We start from the raw sequence: 14,527 nt of genomic DNA on the forward strand, positions 1-14,527 counted from the left end.
CGCGGCGGTCCCGGCCACGACCGGGGCCGCCGCGGCGACCGTCAGCGACGCTTCAGCGCGAAGACGCCCCAGCCGAGGTACGGCCGCTGGTACCGGACGTACGTCAGTGGGGCGCTGTCGAGCTCGGCCCGGAACCGGCCGGCCAGCTCATCGTCGGGGTTGGCGTCCAGCCAGGTCCGAATGTTGATCCATTGTGCGGCCACGTACCGGTCCCAACTGTCCTCGTCGGCGAGGACCATCTCGACCAGGTCCCAGCCGAGCTTCCCGAACAGGGCGACCAGCCCGGGCAGGTCGTGGTAGTCCGCCTTGGCGGAGGCGTGGCAGCCTTCGACGGTCGCCTGGTCGGGCGGGTCCATTCGCCAGAAGGGCTCGCCGACGAGCAGCAGCCCGCCCGGTCGCAGGCTGCGTTCGAGCAGGTCGAGGCTGCCCGCGACGCCGTTTCCGATCCAGGTGGCGCCGATTCTCGTCGGTGAACGGGTTGTGAATGTGGTGACCGCTCTCACGGATGGTGAAGGTACGTGGAAGATCCACTTCTGGGGTTCCTACCGTCAGGAGGACCGCGCGACAAGAAGGTCGAACGTGACTGACGCGACGAACACCCGCATACCACCACCCCCAAGAATTGAAGATCGGCAACCTAGCATTCCGCCCGGTCGCCGTCGATCGCGTTTTGCCGTCACCGTCGGATGGCGGCTGTCCGATCCGGGACAGCCTTCGGGTACGCGGCCCGCCCGTCCGCTTGCCGAGTTACCTCACGCGGCGCCGCACCGTTCCAGCCAGGCTGGGGCCGCGGCCCTTCCGACGGCAGAGAAGTACCGCAACACCAGCGACTGACGCGCACCGGGCGGGTGCGCATCGGGAGCGGGTGTGCACGGTCGAGGAGAGCGTCAGCCGAACCGGGCGAACCGAGGGCACCACCGACGGCGTCCGGACCGAGTCCGGCCGTTCCGCTGCAGCTCAGGGCGCACATCCATCAGTGGATGTGCCATTTTGCCCGTGTCTGGGTAACCAGGTCCTGAATGCCTGGAGTGTGGCCGACGCGGACGCCTCTCGGCCGCACAGCCAGAACGTACAAGGGGAACCATGGCCTTCAAGACACCCGACCAGATCGCGACGGCGGCGGTTAACGCCGGCGTCGCCAAGGCAAACCTCACTCCCGACCGCATGGTCGCCGGCGCGATCCTCGCCGGCGGCTACATCGCCTTCGCCGGGATGCTCAGCGTCGTCGTCACGGCCGGGCTGAAGGCCGACACCTGGGGCAACCTGCCGACGCTCATCTTCGGTGCGGTCTTCGCCGCCGGCCTCATCATGGTCGTCATCGCCGGCTCCGAGCTGGTCACCGGCAACATGGCGCTCCTGCCGCTGGCGCTCACCTCGCGCCGGGCGACTCCCGGGCGGGTCGCGATGAGCCTTGTGCTCGTCACCTTCGGCAATCTGATTGGGGCGCTGCTGGTCGCGTACTTTTTCGCGGTGAAGACCGGCGTCATCGGATCCGCGCACTCCGCGGCCGGCTCCGCGGGCGCGCTCACCTTCGCCAAGCTGGCCGCGGTCGCCAAGGGCAAGGCGGTGACCGAGACCGGCCTGCAGATCTTCCTGCGCGCGGTCGGCTGCAACTGGCTGGTCTGTCTCGCCGTCTGGATGGCGTACGCCGCCGAGGACGTCGCGGGCAAGATCCTGGCGATCTTCTTTCCGATCATGGCGTTCGTCGCGCTCGGGTTCGACCACGTCGTCGCCAACATGTTCTTCCTTCCGGCGGCGATGTTCGCCCACGTGCCGGGTATCGGCATCGGTGACGTCGTGCACAACCTGGTCTTCGCCTTCGTGGGCAACGCGGTGGGCGGCGGACTGTTCGTCGCCGGCTTCTACTGGTTCCTGTACCTGCGCGGCCGGCCGCAGCTAACCACGCCCGAGGGCATCGAGGTCACGCCGGCGTCGGACGTGCGCAGCAAGGCCGGGGCGCACGCCGCCGGCCCGCGCTGACCCGCCGGCCGGCAGGGCTGATCAACAGGTCACGTCGACGGTGATTTTCGCGCCGGGAGCGTCGGACAGGGGGTGGCTCGTACCCTCGATGTGCGCGCTCTTCCCGCCCGGGGCCACGGTCATCGCGGCGTCGCCGAGGTTGTAGTAGTGCCTGCCGCTCAACACCGCCTGGACGGTGCCCTTGCCCGCGGTGTCGGTGTTGTTGACGACGATGCTGTCGACGGGCGGCCCGGTGTAGGTGCCGTGTGCCCCGGTCGAGTCGATGACGACGCCGGCCGCCGCGCTCCACACGTCGCCGACCGACTGGCACGCACCGCCGTGGAAGTCCTTGGTGACCTCGCCGGCCCGGACGTGGATCGTCGCGGAGCCGTCGCAGGTGATCCGGACGACTCCGGGCGCGTTGGCGGCCAGCCCGCCCGTGCAGTCCTGTCTGGCCGGGTCGGCGGCGGTCGTGGAGGAGCCCGGGTGCGCCGACGACGGTCCGCCCGATCGGGCGGGCTGCGCGGCGGACTGCGGGGAGGCACCGGAGTTGGAGCAGCCGGTCAGTGCGAACGCGCAGGCCAGCGCCGCGGTCGCCGCGAGTCGTGACGGGTTCATGCGCGTGAATGTAGAGCGCCTGCGCAAGGCGTATCAGGGGGACGGTCGCTCGGCAGCAGCACGCCGTACACCTCGCCGCGAGCTGTCCAGCCGTTGACGAAGCCGTTGTCGCCGGCGATGCGTACCCGTTCCGGCTCCTCGTCGACGACGCGGTGCAGCCAGAAGCGGCCGGTCACCCGGGTCAGCACGATCTGGCCGAGCAGTCGCTCGCCGCGACCTACCGGCCGCAGGTCGACCCGCTGCACGACCTTGATGGCAGGCGACATCGAGGTGCCGAGCGCGGTGAACCAGTCATCGTGGCCGTCGGCGAGTCGGGCGGCCACCCGTGCCATCACCCGTTGGTTCGCCAGTCGCAGTCGGAGCACGTGCGCATTCTGCCGCGCGTCTCGGGGGATCGTCAGCCGAACCCCAGGTGGAGGGTCAACCAGGCGAGGAAGACGAGCAGGATGGAGCGCAGGACCCAGGTCAGCGCAGTGGGCCGGGAGTCCTTCACCCGAAACCAGGCCCAGATGTGTTCGGAGAGGGTGGCTCCGGGCTGTCTGCTGACCAGTGCCTTGCCTTCGATCAGTGCGAAGGCGGCGATCCAGGCGAGCCACGCGATCGTGTACCACATGCCGCATCCCTCCCAGCGGCTGCGCGGTCAGCGAATGGAGTACGTCTATCCCAAGTTGAGCAGTTCCATGGCGATTCGGATACAGACAGTGCGGAAGATGCGCTCAACCTGCGCTAACGGGCATCACCGGGGGTGCGCACAGCGCTGACGGCGTCCCGGCGGCCGAGGTGGCGCACTACGACAGGATCTGATGAAGTAGCTGTTGGTAACGAGATCAACGTTTGGGAGAGCTTTATGAGCTTGGACCGACCGGTCGCACCCGACCCGTATCAGCTTCTGCCGGCCGTCGGGTCGTTCACGGTGACGAGCACGGACGTGACCGACGGCCAGCAGATGGGGCAGATGTTCGCGCATCCCGGCGTGGGCGGCCGTAACGTCTCGCCGCAGCTGTCCTGGTCCGGGTTCCCGGCCGAGACTCGCAGCTTCACGGTGACCTGCTTCGACCCCGACGCGCCGACGCCGTCGGGCTTCTGGCACTGGATCCTGGCCAACCTGCCGGTCTCGGTCACCGAACTCGCGCAGGGCGCGGGCGGGCAGGACCCGGCCGGTGGCGCGTTCTCGCTGCGCAACGACTACAGCGAGACCGGCTACGGCGGCCCGTACCCGCCCGAGGGCGACCGCCCGCACCGGTACTTCTTCGTGGTGCACGCGGTGGACGTCGACGCGCTGGAGCTGACCCCCGAGTCGTCGGCCGCGTACGCGAGCTTCAACCTCGCGTTCCACACGCTTGCGCGGGCCATCATCACCCCGACGTACAAGGTCTGAACCCCGTGCGGAGCTGACGCGGCGGCCGGGTGAACCCGGCCGCCGCTGTCGGAGCGGCTAATCGGCGACCGGCGCGGAGAGGTCCTTCGCCATGACGGGGATCTCTGCGTACGCCGTCGAGCGTCAGTGTGGAGTCGTGCTCGGGCCCGTGCTGGCCGGGTGCAGGGTGAGCCGCAGGATCCGATCGTCGTCGGGGGTGACGTGGTTGCGGCCGTCCCGGTTCGAGGTCGTGATCCAGACGCTGCCGTCGGGCGCTCTGATGGCCGCTCGGAGCCGCCCGTACCGGCCGGTCAGCGCTTCGATGGGGCGGCTTGCGACGCCGGCGCCGGGCCGCCAGCGGATGCTCGCCGTCCCGATGCCCACGCCCTCGACCTGCCGGCTGCTGAGACCCGTGGTGACCATCTGGTTCAGGCTCACGAGGTAGATGCGCTGGCCGCGCAGGCAGGTGACGACCGCGACCCGGCCGACGATCACGACGCCGTCCGAGACGCCCACCTCCGGCCGCCACGTCACGATCGGGTCGACGTACCCCGGCTCGAGGCCGATCCCTTCCACCTCCGGCCAGCCGTAGTTGCGGCCCGGCAGGATGACGTTCAGCTCGTCCCACACCGCTTCACCGATCTCGGCGGCGTACATGTGCCCTTCGCCGTCCCAGGCCAGCCCCTCCGGGTTGCGGTGGCCGTACGACCAGACCAGCGAGTGCGGGAACGGGTTGCCGGGCGGCGGCTTGCCGTCGGTGGTCATCCGCAGAATTTTTCCGCCGAGGTCGTTGAGGTCCTGGGAAAATCCGGCCCGCGACGCGTCGCCGGTGGTCGCGTAGAGGTACCCGTCCGGGCCGAACATGAGCCGGCCACCATTGTGGACACCGGCGTGGGGGATGCCGGTGAGGATCGGCACGGGCCGCCCGCCCAGCCGGAGCCGGGCGATCCGGTTGTCGTCCCGCGTGGTGTAGAAGATGAAGACCGTGTTGTCGCGGGCGAATTGCGGCGAGGCGGCGATCCCGAGCAGGCCGCCCTCGTTGTTGGAGTACGCCTCGGTGATCGTGGCCACCGTGCTGACGGTGAGCTCACCGTTCGGTCTCCGCTGGGGTCCGACCTTGAGAATCCGCAGGTTCTGGCGTTCGGTCACGAGCGCGCCGCCGTCGGGTACGAAGGTCACACCCCAAGGGACGTCGAGGTGTCGCACCAGGGTCGTGGCCGACACCAGACTGTCGCCGGGGGAGGACCGGTCGGCCGGGCCCAGCGAGAAGTCGGTGGGGTTGGCGCTTTCCGGCAGCCGCGAGCGCGAACTGCGGGAGGACGACGTCAGGACAGCCAGCAGGCACAACACCAGCACCAGGACGAATGCGCCAGCCGCCGATCGGGCCAGCGGCCGCGCCCGCTCAGCGCGCACGCACCGAACGCTAGCGTCCCGACCCGGCGGGCGCACCTCGTGCCGGTGTCCACACCGGTGGGACCGGCGAAGAGCGGGCGGTCAGCGTTCGCTGGCCAGCCGTACCCCCAGCCCGATGAACAGGCCTCCCGTGGCGAGGTCGAGGCGACGGCGGGCCGCGCGGCGTCGACGCAGCCATCCTCCGATCCGTCCGGCGAGCACGCCGACCGCGCCGTCGACGAGAAACTCGAGCCCGATCAGGATGGCGCCGAGGACTGCGAACTGCATCCCGACCCGGCCCAGGCCCGGGTTGATGAACTGCGGGAGGAAGGCGATCGTGAAGGTGACCATCTTCGGGTTCAGCAGGTTGGTCAGCAAGCCGCGCAGGTACGCCCGCCGACCCGAGATCTTCTCACCGACCGCGGTGCCCTCGTCCGGAGAGTCGTTGCGGTGCCGGATCATCCCGACGCCAAGGTAGATCAGGTAAGCCGCGCCGGCGATTCGTACGACCGTGAACGCGATCGGCACGGCGGTGAAGAGCGCGGCCAGTCCGGCGGCTGCGACCGCGACGTGGATCGCCTCGCTGGTTGCCACCCCGGCCGTCGCGAGCAGGCCGGCGCGCGGCCCACCCCGCATGCCACAGCCCAGGATGAACAGCATGTCCGGCCCGGGAGCGGCCATCGCGACGAAAGTCGTCACCGTGAACAGCGCCAGCAGGTGTGCGTCGATCGACATGGTTCGACCATGTCACACGGCGCCGGCGCTGTCGCTCTCGCCGGTGACCTGACCCGCGCGCCGGTGATGGTGGTCGTCGAGCGTGACCACGCGGCGGTCGGCGTCCATCACCGCCAGCGAGACCGTGGCGGCGTGCGGCGCCAGCAGCGCGGCGAGGGCCTCCTGGGCCTGCGCCATCCGGTCATCGGGCACGGCCGCGGCTGACACCCGCTCCAACATGAACACCGCCGCCGTGGTGGATCCGGTCACCTTCGTCTGGTCGCAGTCCCGGTGGTTCCAGTGACGGGTCAGGACGCGGTTGCCGTCGGCGTAGACGACCTCGCCCGCTGCGGGCTCCTCGACGTCGTCGGGCTGGCCGAGCGGGGTGAACCGGTCGCCGGGACGGGCGAAGCGGATGACGACCTCGCGGTCCTCGCCGTCGAGCCGGTCGAGGTCGAACGCGCCGGCCGGCGTGCCGTAGCTGACCGAGATCAGGTTGTACGCGTCGACGGCCGGGTGTACCCGCGGCAGCGTCCCGCTCTTGGCCAGGCGTCGGCTGAGCGCGTCGAGGCTGCAGCGCGAGCGGCGCGGATTGGTGCCGAACAGCCGATACGCCTCGTGCCAGGAGGCGACGGCCGGATCGGCCTCGCCGAGAGGCCGCCACTCGCCCGCGACCAGCCGCTCCTCCAGGTCGCGGAGCGCCGCCGTCACGCCCGGCCAGTCCGTGCCGATGTGCAGCCCCCGCGTCGTCACGAACCGGACCTGGGCCTGCGGGAACCGTTCGACGATCTCGTCCGTGATGCGGAATCTCACCGCCGCAACCTACCCGCTCATGATCGTGAAGGGTCCGTGGGGCTACAACCCCGCGGATCCTTCACGATCATGTTTCCGGACCTACGCGGACGGATCGAGGATGACTGACCGGGTCAGCGCGCGCGGGTTGTCCGGGTCGAGGCCGCGCGCCTGCGCCAGGGCGACGGCGAGCCGCTGCGCCACCACGAGGTGGGCCAGCGGGTCGAGCTGCGACGTGACGACCGTGGCGCCGCGCGCCCGTACGTCGTCGACGAGGCCGGCCGGGGGCTCGCCGAACATCCAGACCAGCGAGCGGCTGTCCGCGACCGCGATCGGCCCGTGGCGGTACTCCATCGCGGGGTACGACTCCGACCACGCCTGCGCGGCCTCGCGGATCTTCAGCGCTGCCTCGTCCGCCAGGCCGACCGTCCAGTCGGTACCGAGGAAGACGAAGTGGTGGAACTGCGAAGGGTCGACGGGGAGCGGCTGCGCGACCGCCTCCCGGCAGGCGGCGAGCATCGCGTCGGTGTCCTCGCCGAGCGCGGCCCGGATCAGGGCGAGCAGCGTCGTGGGGAACCGGGTCTGCACGACGCTGGACTCGTCGGCGAAGTCGAGCACCAGTCGCTGATCCACCAGGCCGTCGAGGCCGACCCCGGTGACGGCGGTGACGCCGACGGTCCGCTCGGCGATGCGCGGACCGCGCAGTGCCTGGAGGATCTCCGTGGTGGTGCCGGACCGGGTGATGGCGACGAGCCGGTCGAAGCGGCGGGCCGGTGGAAGCTCGCTCGCGTACGCCGCGTCGGTCGGGCCGGCGCCCGCGGCCGCCCGCAGCCGGGCGTAGGACGCGGCCATGTACGCGGAGGTGCCGCAGCCGATCGCGAGCACGTGCTCTCCGGTCGCGACCAGCAGTTCGCGGGCCTGATCGGTGAGGTCGAAGGCGCGGGCCCACACCTCAGGCTGGCTGAGGATCTCCTGCTCGGTCCGGTTCACCGGGCGCCACCACCCGTCCGTCCTCGGCGGAACGCTTCTACTCCGCGCGAACGGACGGATAACGCGGGGCGCACGACGTGCACGATGTTTCCCTCTCTCGCGGTGGAGAACCGCGATCGGCGACGCGGCCGGCTTCAGGATATCGAGGACGCTGCCCATGCGGGCCGCCAGCTGAGCACCGCCGCCGGGCCCCGGCCATGGGCTGATCACGCGGGTATCTACTACCAGTTGGAGCGCACCTCGGATACGGAGTACCCGGAATGTTGGAGAGCATCGCCCGGCACATCCTCGGGTTGACCGGCTGGGCCGCGCTCGCGATCGTGTTCACGTTGCCCATGCTGGAGTCGTCGGCGTTCGTCGGCGTCGTGGTCCCCGGCGAGCTCGGGGTCCTGCTCGGTGGGGTACTCGCCTACGAGCACCGGGTCAGCCTGCCGGCGGTGCTCGCCGCGGCGGTGTCCGGCGCCATCGTCGGCGACTCGGTCGGGTACTGGGTGGGCCGCCGCTACGGACGGCGGCTGCTGGAGAGCAGGCTGGGGCGCGTCGTCAAACGCGAGCACCGCGAGCGCGCCGAGCGGTACCTGGCCGAGCGCGGCGGCAAGGCCGTGTTCCTCGGCCGGTTCACCGCCGCGCTGCGGGCGTTGATTCCCGGCATGGCGGGGATGGCGGGCATGCCGTACGGCACGTTCGTCGTCTACAACGTCGCCGGCGGCGCGGTCTGGGCGAGCGCGATGGTGATGGTCGGTTACCTGGGCGGCGCGAGTTGGCGGCGCGCTGAGCGCTGGGCCAGCGGCATCGGTCTGGCCATCCTCGCCCTCGTCGTGATCGGCCTCGCGCTGAAGATGGCGGGGCGCCTGACCCGCCGGCACGCCGGCCGGCTCCGCGCGGTCGGTGACCGGCTGGCGGCCACCGCGCCGGCGGCCTTCGTGCGGCGCCGGTTCCCGGCGCAGGTGGCCTGGCTGCGCCGCCGGCTGGACGCGACCACGCCCGACGGGCTTCCGCTGTCCGCGGCCCTCGCCGCGGCGGCGCTGTTGGCGTGGACCTTCGCCGGTCTCACCGAGGACGTGATCGTCCACGGCGGCGTCACCCGGATCGATCCGCGCGCGCACGCCATCGTGGTCGCGCACCGGACCGGCTGGTTGACATTCATCATGGGTAACGTCACCTGGCTCGGCTCCAGTTACCTCCTGGTACAGGTGCTCGTCGTCGCCACCGTGGCGCTGGCGCGCGGACCGCGCCGTCGCGCCGTCGGATGGCTGTGGGTGGCGTACGGCGGCGCGGTGGCGCTCTACACGCTCGCCAAGCCGCTCGTGCACCGGCCCCGACCGTCCGCCGCCGAGCTGATCGGCCACGCCACCGGCCTGGCCTTTCCATCCGGGCACGCCACCGCGTCCATCGCCACCTGGGGAATGCTCGCGATCGTGCTCGCGACCGGTCGCCCGCGCGGCGCCCGGGTCGGGCTGTTCACCGCGGCCGTCGTCATCGTGCTGCTGGTCGGGGCCTCCCGGATCTATCTCGGCGCGCACTGGCCCACCGACGTGCTCGGCGGCTACGCCCTCGGCGGGACCTGGCTGTCGCTGCTCATCGCGTGCCGGCTGCGCCGTCGCGGCCGCCACCAGCCGACTGTGGGAGACCAGGCGGGGTTGACCGCCACCGGCACGGTCACCGGGGCCAGATCGCCACGAGGAGAAACACCGCAAGCGCCACCGCGATCAAAATGAGGACGGTCCTGACGACGAGGGTCGACCGGTCCGGCGTCTGTCGTGGATCATTCACCCGTCCAGACAACCAGGTCGCACGGCGGGTTCGAGCAGGGACACCCGGCCGTGTGACGCGACCCGGGGCACCGGTGACGGTTGCTCGTGATCAGTCCTCCCGGCGAGGGGAGCGCAGCAGGGCCAGCACGCTGCCGGACACCCCGATAATGATGAGTGCGACGGCCACGCTGATCGCTCCCTGCGTCTGCCAGTACACGTCCCGTAGGTCGATCAGCAGCGCCGCTTCGTCGACGACCAGCGCGAGCCCGATGCCGAAGAACAGGCCCATCGCGGCGTGCCAGGACGGTGAGCGTTCGACCAGGCCGGCCGCGGCGACGGCGATCAGCAGCAGGATGCCCCAGACATAGTGGTGGATGTGCACGCCGCCGGCGTCGACGTTGCCCAGGCCGCGGACGTGGATGTGGATCAACCACGTGAGCAGCCGCAGGCCGGCGAAGGTCAGCGTGAATGCCCACCAGGCCAGCACGAGGCCGCGGCGCGTGGGATGGACGTCCCGCAGCCGCAGCGGCGGCCGGGTCGGTACCGCGCCGGCCCCGGCGTTCTGCGATCCGGATGCCATCCCAGGTGCCTACCACGGTTCGGGCCTCCGGGCATCAGCTCTGGTAGTCCGCCGGAATCGGCGGCAGCCCGAGCCTGGCCACCGCCGTGCTCCAGTCGGTGGCCATCGCGCGCTCGACCGCGGACGCGGTGACCTTGTGCTGGCAGATGGCGTGGAAGGTGTAGCTCTCCACGACGTCCTTGTCGTTGTGGACCGCCGTGCCGGGGTGGAAGAGCGTGAACGTGTTCGGCTCGGGCCACAGGTTGCGCACGTCGCTGGCCCCGCCGGCGGCCAGGTCGACCAGGTGGTCCAGTTCGTAGTCCCGGATGCGGGAGGCCGGAATACCGTAGGCGGCCAGCAGTTTGCGCTTGGCCGGCTCGGTGAGCGACACGGGAGGCCGCACGGTCGAGGTGTAGCCGCCCTTGCGGCACACCGTGGTGTCGATGTTCGTGTCCGTGACCGCGGTGTCGATCGCGCCGGGCGTGCAGGCGGGGTCGGGGAGCGGCTCACCGTCCGCCGCCTGCCGGGCGTGGCACGTGCCGGGGGCGGGCATCCGGCCTTCCAGGCCGGCGCTGGTCCAGCCGTGACCGGTCGCGATGATGATCCCCGGGGTAACGTCCGAGGCTGGCGGCGGGGCCGCTGTCCCACCGCCGTTCACGGCCGGCGTACACCCACTGAGCAGCACCGTCAGGATCGCCGCCAGCCCCAGGCCAACCCGTTGCCCGCCCATCACCGCTCCCTTCCGCTCGTGCCGGTGTCCGGGTGGTACCCGGTGTCGTCCGACTTTCGCCCCACGGCCACATTCTCCAGCCGGCCGCCGGCGCGATTCGGGACACAGTTGCGGTACAGCGGGTGAACGACAAGCTAGAGTCCGGCGCTCGTGGAGCAGATCATCCTGCGGAGCGGCCCGGGGCTTGACACGGTGAGGAGCAAGCGGGCCGTGGCGCGCTGGTGGGGCTCGCTCACGACCCGGCAGGCGGTGGGGATCTCGTCGTTCGTGGCCGTGCTGACCTGCCTGACGGGGCTGGGTTACCAGCCGCTGTCCTGGGACGAGGCGGTGACCGCGCTGGCCGCCGACCGGGAACCACTCCGGCTGGCGAGCCTGCTCAGCCGCACGGATGCGCCGCTCGGCGCGTACTACGCGGCGATCCACCTGTGGACGATGCTGCTGGCCGCCGTCGGGCTGACCCCGACGGAGGCGCTGCTGCGGTTACCGACCGCCGTCGCGGCCGTGGCGGCGGTGACCGTGACCGCCGCGTGCGCGGCGTCCTGGTTCGGGCCGAGGCGCGGACCCCGGGTAGCGGTCATCGCGGGAGTGCTGCTGGCGACCCACCCGCTGTTCGTGTTCTACGCCCACGACGCCCGCCCGTACACCATCGCGGTCCTCCTGACCGTCGTCGCCAGCGGGGCGCTGATCTCCGCCCTGAGCCGCCCGAGCCCGCTCCGCCTGGCCGCCTACGCCCTCGCCGCCGTCCTCGCGATCTACGCCCACATGTTCGCCGGCCTCGTCGTGGCGGCCCACGCGCTCGTGGTCGTGCGGCACGGCGTTGACCGCCGCCGCTGGCTGGTGACCGGCGCGGCCGTCGCCGCCGCGGTCGCACCCCTGGCCTGGATCGGCTCCCACCAGACCGGTGAGCTGGGCTGGATCCCGAAGCCCACGCCGGCGGCCGTCGTCAGCGTGCTGGGCAAGCTGGCGGGCGGCGCCGAGGCGGTGCCGCTGGCCGCCCTGGCGGTGCTCGTCGTCGCGACCCTCCGCGCACGCCGCCGTCCGTGGCCGGCCGGTGTCCGGGGCACGCTCCTGATCGGATGGGCGGTACTGCCACCGGCGCTGCTGGTGCTCGCCGATTTCGGGTACCCGGTGCTGGTGGCGCGGTACGCGCTGGTAGCCGTGCCGGCCATGGCGGTCGCCGCCGCTGGCGCGGCGGTCTGGCTGAACAACCGGGCGGCCGCGGCACTGCTGGCCCTCACCGTCGCGAGCGCCGTCGCCACGACGGTCTACCAGCAGGCGCAGCCGTTCAAGTACGAGGACTTCCGGGCCGCCACCGACGCGATCGAGGACAGCAGCCGGCCGGGCGACGCGATCGTCTTCCTGCCGTCGGCCATGCGGGTCGGTTACGACCAGTACTCCCGGTCCGGGTTCGACGACGGGCGCGGTCCGGTGGACGTGGCGCTGGCCCCCGGCGACGGTCCGCTCATCGCCGACCTCATCGGCGGCGTCGAGCTTGCGCCCGATCGGGTACGGCGCGCCGTGGCCGACCACCAGCGCGTCTTCGTGGTCGGCGACGGTCCGCCGCAGACGATGGCCCGGCACCGGGCGCCCCAGGACAGGGCCAAGGTGGCCGCGCTGCGCGACGGGTACGTCCTGGCGTGGGCCCGACGCTTCGGCGTCGTCACGGTGAGCCTGTTCACCCGGCCCGGTGCCACCCTCGGCGCCGGCTAGGTAGGGACCGGCGCGAAGAGCCGCGGCGGTACGTGGTGCGGCGACCCCGAGAAATTCACGTCCAGTTAGGACGCCGGACGGGGCGCCGGTCCGGCCGGTGGCGTGAGAGCATCGCGGAGGGTCCGACCTCCCGGCCAGGAGTGAGACATGGCGCTGCCGTCCAGCCCAGATGACCATCACTACCACGGCGAGCATCCCCTGCGTACCCTCGCGTACCTGCTGCGCGGCGACCGCGCCCGGCTGGCGCTCGGCACGGTCGCCTTCTTCGTCAAGCACAGCCCGACCTGGCTGCTGCCGCTGGTGACCGCCAACGTGATCGACATCGTCGTCACGCACCAGCCGATCGTGCGCCTGTGGCTCAACTGCGGGCTGCTGCTCGGCCTGCTGTTGCTGAACTTCCCGGGCCACCTGCTGTACGTGCGCTGTGTGAGCCGTGCGGTACGCCGGATGAGCACCACCATGCGCTCCGCCCTGTGCCGCCGGCTGCAGGAGTTGTCGATCGGCTACCACGCGCGGGTCAGCTCCGGAGCGCTGCAGGCGAAGGTGATCCGCGACGTCGAAACCGTCGAGCAGGCGCTGCAGCAGTCCGCCGACAACGGGTTGGCCGCGCTGGCCAGCCTGAGCGGCGGGCTCGTCGTCATCGCGGTGCGCGCACCGCTCTTTCTGCCCGCGTTCCTGATCGTGGTGCCCGCCGCGGCGGTGCTGGTGATGCGGCTGCGCGGCCGGCTGCGCAGCAACAACGAGTCGTTCCGGCGCGAGGTCGAGCAGTTGTCGTCGCGGGTCGTCGAGATGACCGCCCTGATCCCGATCACGCGCGCCCACGGGCTGGAGCAGGACGCCATCAGACGCGTGGATACGACGCTGCGCCGGGTGCTCCACGCCGGTCTGCGGCTGGACCTGCTCAACGGCCGGTTCGGCGCGCTGTCCTGGATCACCCTGAACACGCTCGGGGTCGGGTGCCTCGCCACCGCCGCCTGGATCGCGTACACCGGCGCGTTCGGTGTCACCGCCGGCGACGTGGTGATGCTCAGCGCGTTCTTCGCGACCCTCACCGGCTCCATGACCGCGCTGATGAGCCTCGCACCGGTCATCAGCAAGGGGCTGGAGTCGCTGCGCTCGGTCGGCGAGGTGCTGCGGGCGCCGGACATCGAGGACAACGCCGGCAAGGCCGAGGTGACGCGGGTCCGGGGTTGCTTCGAGTTCCAGGCGGTGGCGTACGGCTATCCCGACGCGGCGCAGACCGCGGTGGAGGAGCTGACCTTCGCGGTGGCGCCCGGCGAGACGGTCGCGCTGGTGGGCTCCTCCGGGGCCGGCAAGTCGACCGTGCTCAACCTGGTCGTCGGCTTCCTGCGCCCGTCGGCCGGGCGGATCCTGCTCGACGGCGTCGACATGCAGACCCTGGACCTGCGCTCGTACCGGCGGTTCATCTCGATCGTGCCGCAGGAGTCGATCCTGTTCGACGGCACGGTCCGGGAGAACGTCGCCTACGGGCTGGACACCGCGTCCGAGCGGGACATCCTGGACGCCCTGCGGCAGGCGCACGCCCTGGAGTTCATCGAGCGGCTGCCCCACGGGCTGGACACGGTCGTCGGCGAGCGCGGGGCGCGCCTGTCGGGTGGGCAGAAGCAGCGACTGGCCATCGCCCGCGCGCTGATCCGCGACCCGCGCGTGCTGATCCTCGACGAGGCGACCTCGGCGCTGGACACCCGCTCCGAGACCCTCGTGCAGGACGCGCTGTCCCGGCTGATGCGCGGCCGGACCACGTTCGTCGTCGCGCACCGGCTCTCGACGATCCGCGGCGCGGACCGCATCCTCGTCCTCGACAACGGGCGCGTCGTGGAGGCGGGCACGCACGAGGAACTGCTGCGCGCCGGCGGAGCGTACGCCGGACTCCAGGGCGTACGGGCCAGCTGACCAGGGCTGCGGAGCGCCGTCGCCGCGAATCCTGTGGC

General features: G+C 71.5%; 15 protein-coding genes. 5 read left to right on the forward strand and 10 right to left on the reverse strand.

The features are described 5' to 3' along the window. Nucleotides 1-41: 41 nt before the first annotated feature. On the reverse strand, nucleotides 42-503 hold the full coding sequence (locus HC031_RS33155) for a hypothetical protein (RefSeq protein WP_240942569.1): 462 nt from the start codon (nucleotides 501-503) through the stop codon (nucleotides 42-44). 580 nt (nucleotides 504-1,083) lie between these two features. On the opposite strand from HC031_RS33155, the gene HC031_RS15745 reads away from it, so the two are divergent. Then, a complete protein-coding gene (locus tag HC031_RS15745) occupies nucleotides 1,084-1,980 on the forward strand; it encodes a formate/nitrite transporter family protein (protein ID WP_167926069.1) in 897 nt (298 codons plus the stop codon). A 21-nt stretch (nucleotides 1,981-2,001) separates the two neighbouring features. Here the strand turns inward: HC031_RS15745 and HC031_RS15750 are convergent, their stop codons facing one another. Genes HC031_RS15750 through HC031_RS15760 form a run of 3 tightly spaced genes read right to left on the reverse strand, consistent with a single transcriptional unit; the run spans nucleotide 2,002 to nucleotide 3,190 of the window. Further along, nucleotides 2,002-2,577 carry a hypothetical protein gene (locus HC031_RS15750; protein ID WP_167926070.1) on the reverse strand — a complete coding sequence of 192 codons (576 nt, stop codon included), beginning with the start codon at nucleotides 2,575-2,577 and terminating at the stop codon, nucleotides 2,002-2,004. Beyond that, the gene (locus tag HC031_RS15755; protein ID WP_167926071.1) at nucleotides 2,574-2,942 is read right to left on the reverse strand and encodes a S24/S26 family peptidase; all 369 of its coding nucleotides are present in this window, start codon (nucleotides 2,940-2,942) and stop codon (nucleotides 2,574-2,576) included. The genes HC031_RS15750 and HC031_RS15755 overlap by 4 nt, the downstream gene beginning before the upstream one ends. 32 nt (nucleotides 2,943-2,974) lie before the next feature. Continuing rightward, entirely contained in the window at nucleotides 2,975-3,190 is a 216-nt protein-coding gene (locus HC031_RS15760; RefSeq protein WP_167926072.1) for a hypothetical protein, read from the reverse strand. A gap of 234 nt (nucleotides 3,191-3,424) precedes the next feature. Here HC031_RS15760 and HC031_RS15765 point away from each other — a divergent pair, with 234 nt between their 5' ends. Further along, nucleotides 3,425-3,955 (forward strand): YbhB/YbcL family Raf kinase inhibitor-like protein, encoded by a 531-nt coding sequence (locus HC031_RS15765; RefSeq protein ID WP_167926073.1) that lies wholly within the window; start codon nucleotides 3,425-3,427, stop codon nucleotides 3,953-3,955. 123 nt (nucleotides 3,956-4,078) lie between these two features. Here the strand turns inward: HC031_RS15765 and HC031_RS15770 are convergent, their stop codons facing one another. From HC031_RS15770 to HC031_RS15785, 4 genes are all read right to left on the reverse strand, one after another. Then, entirely contained in the window at nucleotides 4,079-5,347 is a 1,269-nt protein-coding gene (locus HC031_RS15770; RefSeq protein ID WP_167926074.1) for a PQQ-dependent sugar dehydrogenase, read from the reverse strand. Nucleotides 5,348-5,428: 81 nt separating this feature from the next. Continuing rightward, nucleotides 5,429-6,061 (reverse strand): LysE family translocator, encoded by a 633-nt coding sequence (locus HC031_RS15775; protein WP_167926075.1) that lies wholly within the window; start codon nucleotides 6,059-6,061, stop codon nucleotides 5,429-5,431. 12 nt (nucleotides 6,062-6,073) lie between these two features. Then, on the reverse strand, nucleotides 6,074-6,853 hold the full coding sequence (locus HC031_RS15780; RefSeq protein ID WP_167926076.1) for a phenylalanine--tRNA ligase beta subunit-related protein: 780 nt from the start codon (nucleotides 6,851-6,853) through the stop codon (nucleotides 6,074-6,076). An 81-nt stretch (nucleotides 6,854-6,934) separates the two neighbouring features. After that, the gene (locus HC031_RS15785) at nucleotides 6,935-7,822 is read right to left on the reverse strand and encodes a sugar isomerase (protein WP_167926077.1); all 888 of its coding nucleotides are present in this window, start codon (nucleotides 7,820-7,822) and stop codon (nucleotides 6,935-6,937) included. Nucleotides 7,823-8,082: 260 nt separating this feature from the next. On the opposite strand from HC031_RS15785, the gene HC031_RS15790 reads away from it, so the two are divergent. Next, the gene (locus tag HC031_RS15790; RefSeq protein ID WP_167926078.1) at nucleotides 8,083-9,540 is read left to right on the forward strand and encodes a bifunctional DedA family/phosphatase PAP2 family protein; all 1,458 of its coding nucleotides are present in this window, start codon (nucleotides 8,083-8,085) and stop codon (nucleotides 9,538-9,540) included. A gap of 145 nt (nucleotides 9,541-9,685) precedes the next feature. Here the strand turns inward: HC031_RS15790 and HC031_RS15795 are convergent, their stop codons facing one another. Beyond that, on the reverse strand, nucleotides 9,686-10,156 hold the full coding sequence (locus HC031_RS15795) for a hypothetical protein (RefSeq protein ID WP_167926079.1): 471 nt from the start codon (nucleotides 10,154-10,156) through the stop codon (nucleotides 9,686-9,688). Between the two features lie 34 nt (nucleotides 10,157-10,190). Further along, nucleotides 10,191-10,865, reverse strand: a complete 675-nt coding sequence (locus tag HC031_RS15800) for a hypothetical protein (RefSeq protein WP_167926080.1) — start codon at nucleotides 10,863-10,865, stop codon at nucleotides 10,191-10,193. Nucleotides 10,866-11,015: 150 nt separating this feature from the next. Here HC031_RS15800 and HC031_RS15805 point away from each other — a divergent pair, with 150 nt between their 5' ends. Next, nucleotides 11,016-12,575, forward strand: a complete 1,560-nt coding sequence (locus HC031_RS15805) for a glycosyltransferase family 39 protein (RefSeq protein ID WP_167926081.1) — start codon at nucleotides 11,016-11,018, stop codon at nucleotides 12,573-12,575. A 147-nt stretch (nucleotides 12,576-12,722) separates the two neighbouring features. After that, entirely contained in the window at nucleotides 12,723-14,489 is a 1,767-nt protein-coding gene (locus HC031_RS15810; protein ID WP_167926082.1) for an ABC transporter ATP-binding protein, read from the forward strand. The last annotated feature ends 38 nt before the right edge of the window (nucleotides 14,490-14,527 follow it).

This window comes from Planosporangium thailandense (assembly GCF_011947195.1).
Classification (GTDB): domain Bacteria; phylum Actinomycetota; class Actinomycetes; order Mycobacteriales; family Micromonosporaceae; genus Planosporangium; species Planosporangium thailandense.